This window comes from Pseudomonas sp. ok272 (assembly GCF_900109995.1).
Taxonomy (GTDB): Bacteria; Pseudomonadota; Gammaproteobacteria; order Pseudomonadales; family Pseudomonadaceae; genus Aquipseudomonas.
The window spans coordinates 216,720-224,659 of sequence record NZ_FOCB01000010.1 but is presented as its reverse complement, the minus strand read 5'-3'; the positions used below and the strand labels follow the sequence as shown (position 1 = coordinate 224,659).

Sequence of the window (7,940 nt, the reverse complement as noted above, 5' to 3'; positions counted from 1 at the left end):
GGCTGAACATGGCCGATAACCTTGATAGCGCCATGCCTCAACCGCAACTAGAACAGCCTCATAAAGCGGGCGATGTCGAGCCGTTCCCCAGTGGACGAGTGACCTATTTGGCACCGCTGCCATTGCCCTCACCGTTGCCACCCCATGGGCCGCATGTCGGCGAACTGAACGATACATATATCGACTTCGGGATGCCCTCTCCGGAACTCATGTGGCGAGCGAGCTTGCTCGCCACATGAGGGGGCGCACCGAAAAGTCCGGCGCAAACGTTACTCCAGCGTCCAGTAGCCCGCCGCCTTGACGAAGTCCGGGTCCAGGGCTTTGTCATCCAGCAGTACGCGGCGCAACTGGCGCGACAGTTTGCTCTCGGTCGCCACCCAGGCGTAGAGCGCGCCGTCGGGCACGTTCAGTTGCTGCACGGTGTCCAGCAATGCGTGGTCGCCGCCGGCACGGGACACCCAGATCACCTCGACCTGCGCCGCGCTTGCCAGTGCTTGCTGCTCGGCGTCGTTCTCCACTTGCACCACCACTTGGGCCGTGCGGCCGGCCGGCAGCGCTTCCAGGCGTCGGGCGATGGCGGGCAAGGCGGTTTCGTCGCCGATCAACAGGTAGCTGTCGAAGATATCGGGCACGATCATCGAACCGCGTGGCCCGCCGATGTGCAGGTGCTGGCCGGGGGTGGCCTGGGCCGCCCAGGTGGCGGCGGGCCCGTCGCCGTGCAGGACAAAGTCGATGTCCAGCTCCAGGCGGTCGAGGTCGTAGCGTCGGGGCGTGTAGTCGCGCATCGGCGGCAGCGGGCTGTCGCTCTTGCCGGGGGCGAGCACCAGGGTTTCCAGGGCTGCCTGTTCTTCGGCGGTCTGGGGGAAGAACAGTTTGACGTGATCGTCCGTGCCCAGGCTGATGAAACCGGCCAGCTCCGGTCCGCCGAGGGTGATCCGGCGCATGCGCGGGGTCAGGTCGGTGACCCGCAGCACCTCCAGGCGGCGGCGTTTGATGTCATGGCTGATGCGATGGATGGCGAGGTTCATTCGGCGCGCTCCTGGGACGTGGGGGTGTCGACGATGGCCTTGGCGGTGTTGTTGAGCAGGTCGCGTACCCGCAGGATTTCCTCGGGGCTCCAGCGCCCATGGTGCATCTGCAGGGCGTGGCGCAAGTTGTGCACCGCCTCGTGGATCTCGGCAGGGCGGTCGTGGCCGCGCAGTGAGCGCTTGCTGACCTCGATGCGCATGCGCACGCCATCCAGGGCCACCGCCTGCTCGGTCAGGGACACGCGACCGGCGTCGGTGAGGGTGTAGCGTTTTTTGCCGCCATCGGCGTCGCCGCTGATCATTTCGCTTTCTTCAAGGAACGTCAGGGTCGGGTAGATCACGCCGGGGCTGGGGCTGTAGGCGCCGTCGAACAGGGTTTCGATCTGGCGGATCAGGTCGTAGCCGTGGCAGGGCTGCTCGGCGATCAACGCCAGCAGCAGCAGCTTCAAATCGCCGGGGGCGAAGACCCGGGGGCCGCGGCCGCCACGTTCGCGGCCAGGACCCGGGCGTTTTTCGAAGCCATCGCGGCTGTCGACGTGATCGCGGTGGGCATGATGGTCTCTCATTTTTGCGTGCTCGCTCTCGTGGGTTAGACATAACTTAAGATATATCTTAAGTCCTGAGCAACCCCGGTCGACCAACGGCCACGGGTACGCTCACACCACTCATCCCTTTTTTTGGCACAGGCATAAGCAACTTCCGTTATAGGGTCTATACCTGCCTGTAGCGTTGATAACTCATAAGTCTTACTTGCCAGTTGCGTTGATTCGTGAGGGTCGTGGTTTGTGGTACTGTTCCTACGGAAATATAATCAGGTGCGCGATAATTAGTGTGTGTAGTCTCGTTCTTACAGATCATTTCTAAGTTTTGGCATTGTGCCATCTTTTTCCGTATATCACTGATTCCATTGGCTACGTGACTGTGCGAATCCACCTGCATATTTAAAATATAAATACCCGGATTATTCACCGGCGTTGCACTAACGGGCGACGAAAGTTGTTGGTGTTTGGTTAAGGCTTGGGCCTTCGCTGAACAGCCAGCGGCACACTTATATATTTGATAAGCAGGTATCGACCATGTTCAAGAAGTTTGTGATGGCTGCCCCATTGGCCGTTTTGGCCTTCAGTTCCTCGATGGCGTTTGCCGCCGGTGAGGCCCGTCAGTCCATCGATTTGCGGGCTCACGTTCCGACCAACACCTTTCACGTCCAACCCGTGACGCCGATCAGCGGCCCGCAGAGCTTCTTCTATCGGGTCCAGGACGGTGGTTTCGATCCTCTGAGCTTCCAGTTCGACACTCGCAACACCAATGGCTCCATCCACGCCAGCCTGGAAAGCCTGGTCGAGCTGTTCAATGGCGCCAACACGATTCCAGTCAAAGTAGAGTTCAACGGTGTTGAATTGACCACCACCCCACAAATGGTGGTCGATGAACCCACTTCCACCCCAGGTCACCGTACCTCGATGAGATTAACGCCGGCTGCCCCTGGCGTTGGCGGCTACCCAGCGGGCGACTACGTCACGGTGGCCAACGTGACGTTCGACGCCGTACCGCCAGTCGTCACGCCCTGATGACACGGTAGGGCGCCGGTCGGGCCATGTGCCTGGCCGGTGGGTTGTTCAAGGTCGGCCGGACCTGATCTCCCCGGCTGGCCTGTTGTTTCCCATTCCATCGTCCGCCATCAGAGTATTCCGTTCATGTTCCCGATGACTCCCATCGCGGCTGCGCTTGCGCTACTGATTAGTACCGGTGTGTTGGCGGCGTCGTCTTCCGAAGACGAGACCCCGGCACCCAAGAGTCTGGCTGTTCAGGCCCAAGGGCTGCCGGCCGGTTTCGAAGATTATCTGTTCAATGTGCCACTGGCGGTCAGGATCGAGGTCGACCAGCAGTTTCTCAGTGATGCCATGGTCACCCTGTCCAATGACGAGCGCGTCACGTTGCTGGAGCTGACCGAGGGCGATGAAAGCAGTGTTCCGGCGGCCGAGCGCGAGGCGCTGGCGGCCTATCTCAAGCAAGGCGTGAAGCTGGGTGCGTGTGAAGGCACTTGCCCCGAGCAAGTCATCGCGGTGCACTACAACCTTGAAAACTCCGTGTTGTCGATCCTCACCCAGAACGCCGAGCGCGATGGGGCGGCCAAGCGCTTTTATGAATTGCCCCACGACGGCAGCCGCGGGTTGATCCTGCGCAGCCAGATGAACCTCAACGGCGGCCAGGAACAGAACCTGGGCGGTCGCCTGGGCTTGGAAGCCAGCAGCAGCCTGGGCAACTGGAGCCAAGCGGTGAACCTGCAACTGTCACGCATGGAAGGCGAGGACAGCCAGCTCTACCACGCCGTGCATGAGCTCTACACCCAGCGCGAGTACGAGGGACAGTTCTTTCGCCTGGGCTATTTCACCCCCAATTCCGACGGCCTGAACCGCCAGCCACGCACCTTCGGCTCCAGCCCCGATACCGCCCTGGGCGCCATGTTTGGCAGTTCCGACAGCCTGGCGATCAACAACCCCAAGCCGGCGATCTACCCGGTCTACGTCACGGCCAACCGCCAGGCGTCGGTGGAGATCTATCGCAATGGCCTGCTGATCAACACCCAGCCGGTGCAGCCAGGGTTGCAGACCCTCGACACTCGGCCATTGCCCGGTGGCATCTACGAGGTGGAAGTGCGTTTGATCGAGGACGGCCAGACCACCTCGACCACCACTGAGTTGATCTACAAACCCAGCAACTGGCGCGACCACGATTCATCCTGGCGCTACAACCTGTTCCTGGGGCGCGAGAGCAAGCTGCTGAGCAACTGGGACGAGCAGAGCGCCGGTTCAATGACGGCCGGTGCGGGGCTCAATTATCTGTTGCATCCGCGGGTAGTCCTGGGCCTGTCGACACGCCAGGTGCGCGACAAAATGCAGTACGGCAGCTCGATCGACTGGTCCCTGGCCAGCAGCGCGAGTGTGTTCGCCAACGTCTACCAGACCGAAGACCACGGCACCGGGCTGGATGTGCAAGGGCTCTACAGCTATGGCCATGGCAACCTGATCGCCAGTCACAACCGCAGTTGGCTGGACACCCGCAACACCTACGATGTCCTGCCCGACGGCACCCGGGTGCGCCAGCGCAACGTCTTCATCGGCCAGACCAGCACCTCGTCGCTGTCGATCAACCACCGTATCGACAGCAAGAACACGATCAATGCCCGTGTCGCCTACAGCGAAGGCAACAGTGAAGGCACCAGTGTCGACCTGGGCTGGATGCAGAACCTGGTGCTGTTTGGCAACGACGCCAGTTGGCGTTTTTCGGTGTTCGATCGCCCCGGCAGTTTCAGCTCGGGCGATGTGCGCAACCGTGGCGTGGACCTGAGCCTGAACCTGGCGCTGGGCCCCAGCGGCCAGCAACTCACCGGCACCCTGGGCACCCGCACTTCGCGCGACGGTGCGCGGGACAACAACGCGTCGCTGACCTACCGCCGCGATCTGCAAGACCACTCGTTGCAAAGTGTGCTCGGCACCGTCACCACCGACACCTACGGCATGGGCCTGTCGGGCAGTGCGCATTTCCAGACCGAGCGCGTCAACGGCGACCTGTTTGCCCAGCGCTCTTCGTTCAACGGTAACCTCACCGGTGGCCTGAACCTGGACAGCACCCTGGCGGTTGGCGGCGAGCGAATGGTCCTGACCAGCCAGTACTCGGGCACCCAGGCGGGGATGATCGTCGACGTGGAGTCCGACCTGGACGACATCAGCCTGCGCGCCGATGACATGAGCGGTGGCAGCACCACGCTGCGCCCCGGGCGCAACTTTGTGCCGGTCAGTGCCTACAAGAACAGCTCGGTGAGCTTCGACTTCGAGGGCAACTACGCGCCCCCGGCGACCCTCCAGCCGCACCGGGCCGGCTACCACTTGAACAAGGGCGGGGTCGACTACCGCAAGGTCCGCGTCATGCAAACCGTGACCGTGCTGGGGCGCTTGATTGACGGCCGTGGCCAACCGCTCAAGGGCCACCACGTGATCAACCACGCCAGCCGTGGCGTCAGCGAAGTGGACGGCTTTTTCTCCATGGAAATGACGTCCCGCTCGCCGACCCTGGAAGTGCGCTATGGCGATCAGTTGCTCTGCCGGTTCCGCCTGGACCCGAGCACCACGCCCAGCGAGAACAATGTGCTGATGGCCGGCGACCTGCGCTGCACGCCGGACACCCTGGCCGACACCACCCTCAGCCCCCAGACCGCCAGTTGAGTGCAATGACGAGACCTTTCGCAATGAAACGCATCCATACATTGACCACGCCCCTGGTGGGCATCACCGCCGCGTTGTTGCTGGGCGCCATGCCTGCCTGGTCTGAAGAGATCACCGCCCGGTTCCGGCCGGACCCCAGCAACCCGCTGGTGAACCGCTTCGAAAACACCACGCCCATCAGTTCGATCTGCGCGGCGCACATTCCGGCGCGCTGCAAGCAGTTGGGCATCTTCAGTCTCCGGGACGAGAGTTTTACCTCTGCCACGATTGCCCCGATTGTCGCCAATCACGAAGACGAGCGGCAGGGCTTCATGGTCAAGGTGCCGTCCGATTGGCGTGACCTGCAAGTGACGCATGCGCGGACCGGGGAAACCGAAACGGTGCAACTGCGCATCGCCGGGATTGGCGGGTATTGGGTGGTGCCCAGGCCACCGGGAGTCTCCGGCTGGGCGCAGGAGGGGACGTGGCAGGCGCAATGGATGCGGGCGCCAGCACCGTGCGATAGCACCAGCCACCTGGCGGCCGGCACCGCTAATGCCTCGTTCTTCTGGCTGACACCGGAGAACGCAGGCGCGTGCAGCCGAAAGCCATCGCAGGATATGGCCTACATGAGAATGTCCACCATGGAGTACGCCTATGAGTTGCGTACCCCCAACCCGCTGGGCATGTCCAGTGGCGTGTACACCGGCAGCATCACCTACTCCATGGGGCCGGGCGGTGATTATGACTTTGGCGACGTGATGATCCCGTCCAAGAGCGCCATTACCTTCAACTTCACTCTGAGTGTGGAGCACGAGCTTCGGGTCGAAGTCCCGCCGGGCGGCAACCGTGTCGAGTTGATTCCCCAGGGCGGCTGGCAAGCGTGGCTGAACCAGGGGCGCGTGCCGGTCCGCTTGTTCCGTGACCAGGCCTTCCTGATTGCCTCCTCCTCACGTTTCAAGATGACGCTGGAGTGTGGCCAGGTCATGGACAACACCTGCGGCCTGCAGAACGAGGCCGGGCACCAGGTGCCCGTGGACATCAAGGTCAGCTTGCCCCATGGCTTGAACGATCCTTCCGGACAAGCGGTGAACCGTGTGCCGCTGCTCCTCGACGGCAGTCGCACCGAGTTGTTCCAGCCGGGTTTCTACGTCGATCGCAAGCCCGGAACGCTGCACTTCGAAGTCGACAAAGAGCAGGTGGCGAGCATGCTCGAACAGGCCGGCAGCACCTACCGGGGCACCGCGACGGTGATCTGGGATACCGAAATCTAAAGATTGAACACCGACGCCCGGGCGACATTTTTCATTCATACAAGGCAGTGTCATATGAAGGTTTATCTGAAGTTTTTGTTCGGGGTGCTGGGCGGCTGTTTGTTGGTCTCCAGTGCCTGGGCCGCACCGCAGATCAATGTCGGGGTGGTGTATGACTACCTCGATGGCAAGCAAAGCACCTACCTAAAACGGGTCTACAACGGCGGCACCAGCACGGCGTTCGTCAAGGTCAATATCCTGGAGATCGTCTACGACGCCGAGGGCGTTCCCCGGGAAGTGCCGTTGTCGTCCGAAGGCGCCACCGGCAGCCGTGACGGCCTGATCGCCAGCCCGGCGCGGTTGATCGTGCCGAGCAAGGGCATGCAGGGCACGCGCTTGCTGTACCAGGGTGAGCGGGACAAAGAACGCTACTTCCGTGTGCGCTTCGTGCCGGTACTGCCAGAGAAAGAAGACCAGTTCGCGGTCTCGGAGGAGGAGCGCGAGGCCTACAAAAGCACGATCAGTGCCGGGGTCAACATCCTCGCCGGCTACGGCACGGTATTTTTCGTGCGGCCCAAGGACACCCGCTTCGACACCCGAATCGAAGACACCCAGGCTCGCTACACCGTGCGCAACGCTGGCAACAGCGTGGTGGTGCTCGACGAGTTCAGGGACTGCGAACTCAAGGACGAACACGCGTGTGCGCCCACCACCAAACACCATGTGCTGGCGGGCAAGAGTTACAGCTTCGATAAAGCCCCGGGGCGCCAGTATCGCTTCAAGCTGATCGAGGGCAGTGCCCAGCGCAAGGTTGAAATCCAACGCCCGGCCCAGGGTTGAACCGGGATGTTCCGTCATTGGTGTGTACCGAACCAGCAGGTGAACCGCATGTTGAAGACAACCCTTGTGGCCGTGGCCGGACTGTTCGCCCTCATCAGCGGCGGCAACGCCCAGGCGTTGCAGGAGCGCCAGGTGTTCGAGGTTTCGGTGGGGATTCCGATCCAGGAGGCCCATGTGCTGCCCGTCAGGCCGGACTGGATCGGGCGTTCCCAGGTGCTGCCCTGGGACCTGGTCACCCAGGACCTGGGCAAGTTCCGCGAACTGTTTGATGTGAAGAACGTCAGCGGCGCGGTGTCGGCCCGCCTGGATGACGAGGCCTATTTATCCGACGGCGCCCACCGCATCGATTTGCGGGTCAGCTTCAACCGCCAGCCATTGACCCTGGACAGCCAGGAAGTGGTGTCGGCGGCCGAGGCCCGGGTGGGTAAACGGGCCGAACTGGAGATCAGCGCGATCAAGCCCGCCGAAGGGTTCCGGGCGGGCGACTACTACGGCACGGTGCATGTGATGTTTGACTTTCTGGCGCCCTGAGCGGGGTTGCCGGCTCCCACCTTTGATCGGGTCCAGCCTAAATCCCGTAGGAGCGAGGCTTGCCCTAATGCCAGTCAGTTAAG

At 62.2% G+C, this 7,940-nt stretch carries 7 protein-coding genes and 1 pseudogene; 6 read left to right on the top strand and 2 right to left on the bottom strand.

Annotation, left to right across the window (positions count from 1 at the left end; genetic code table 11):
• Positions 1-239: pseudogene (locus tag BMW74_RS25325) on the top strand (hypothetical protein); the annotation flags it as partial.
• A 30-nt stretch (positions 240-269) separates the two neighbouring features.
• On the opposite strand, the gene BMW74_RS16260 reads toward BMW74_RS25325, so the two are convergent.
• Together BMW74_RS16260 and BMW74_RS16255 are read right to left on the bottom strand one after the other, a co-directional pair.
• Complete coding sequence (locus BMW74_RS16260) at positions 270-1,028, bottom strand: siderophore-interacting protein (protein ID WP_093423215.1); 759 nt, start codon at positions 1,026-1,028, stop codon at positions 270-272.
• Positions 1,025-1,594 (bottom strand): PadR family transcriptional regulator, encoded by a 570-nt coding sequence (locus tag BMW74_RS16255; RefSeq protein WP_093423212.1) that lies wholly within the window; start codon positions 1,592-1,594, stop codon positions 1,025-1,027. Before BMW74_RS16255 ends, BMW74_RS16260 begins: the two co-directional genes overlap by 4 nt.
• 510 nt (positions 1,595-2,104) lie before the next feature.
• On the opposite strand from BMW74_RS16255, the gene BMW74_RS16250 reads away from it, so the two are divergent.
• The 5 genes from BMW74_RS16250 (at position 2,105) to BMW74_RS16230 (ending at position 7,857) form a co-directional block, all read left to right on the top strand.
• Complete coding sequence (locus BMW74_RS16250) at positions 2,105-2,599, top strand: CS1 type fimbrial major subunit (protein WP_093423210.1); 495 nt, start codon at positions 2,105-2,107, stop codon at positions 2,597-2,599.
• 126 nt (positions 2,600-2,725) lie between these two features.
• A complete protein-coding gene (locus BMW74_RS16245) occupies positions 2,726-5,254 on the top strand; it encodes a TcfC E-set like domain-containing protein (RefSeq protein ID WP_093423207.1) in 2,529 nt (842 codons plus the stop codon).
• Positions 5,255-5,277: 23 nt separating this feature from the next.
• Positions 5,278-6,507: a hypothetical protein gene (locus BMW74_RS16240; protein WP_256562582.1), complete on the top strand. Its 1,230-nt coding sequence runs from the start codon at positions 5,278-5,280 to the stop codon at positions 6,505-6,507.
• 66 nt (positions 6,508-6,573) lie between these two features.
• Positions 6,574-7,326, top strand: coding sequence for a molecular chaperone (locus BMW74_RS16235; protein ID WP_371911758.1), 753 nt, complete (start codon positions 6,574-6,576; stop codon positions 7,324-7,326).
• Positions 7,327-7,374: 48 nt separating this feature from the next.
• Positions 7,375-7,857, top strand: a complete 483-nt coding sequence (locus BMW74_RS16230; RefSeq protein WP_093423201.1) for a CS1 type fimbrial major subunit — start codon at positions 7,375-7,377, stop codon at positions 7,855-7,857.
• Positions 7,858-7,940: the final 83 nt, after the last annotated feature.